General features: G+C 55.5%; 1 protein-coding gene. It reads right to left on the minus strand.

Features of this window, described 5'->3' with window-relative positions:
• The coding region (locus AACS90_RS04335; RefSeq protein ID WP_099123676.1) for a phage major capsid protein at nt 1-578 on the minus strand (578 nt) is incomplete at both ends.

Genomic DNA, 578 nt, shown 5'->3' on the forward strand with positions numbered 1-578 from the left:
TTCCGCCTTGTACTGACTGGCCTGCGGCACAATGCCTTTGATATTGCCGTTCGCCCCGTCACCGAACAGGATCTGCTGCTCTTCCACAAATTTCAGGCCATAGCGCATTTCACTGTCAATCAGCGACTTTAACTGACCGAAATCGTCCAGCACCTGCTTGGACGCCTTGAACATGTGCGCCAGTGTTGCCACCGGGGTAATTTGCGTGGCGAAGGTGATATCACTGTAAGGCTTTGCCGTGCCTTCCGGGACCGCCGCCGCTTTATTAGTAAAGCCGGTTTGTTGCACCCAGAAAATGGCGTTCGACGTGGTGGTCCCCCCGGCGATTAAATCGCGAATAAACAGACGGTGCTTGGGTTTGACGTCAATGTCAGGCAACCGGTGCGGCTCGATTACGCGATCCGGCAGTTGCGGGGTCGTCAGGGCGGCCTGCACCGGCACGGAAAGACGGCGGTTGGCAGAGATATTGCCGTTAACTTCCTTCATCAGCTCCGCAGAAATCACTTGCTGGCCTAATGTCTGTGCAACGTGTACCGCATTTTGCAGGGGCATTTGCGCCACATGCTGTTGCAGTTCAC

This window comes from Xenorhabdus sp. KK7.4 (assembly GCF_963876465.1).
GTDB classification, from domain to species: Bacteria; Pseudomonadota; Gammaproteobacteria; order Enterobacterales; family Enterobacteriaceae; genus Xenorhabdus; species Xenorhabdus stockiae.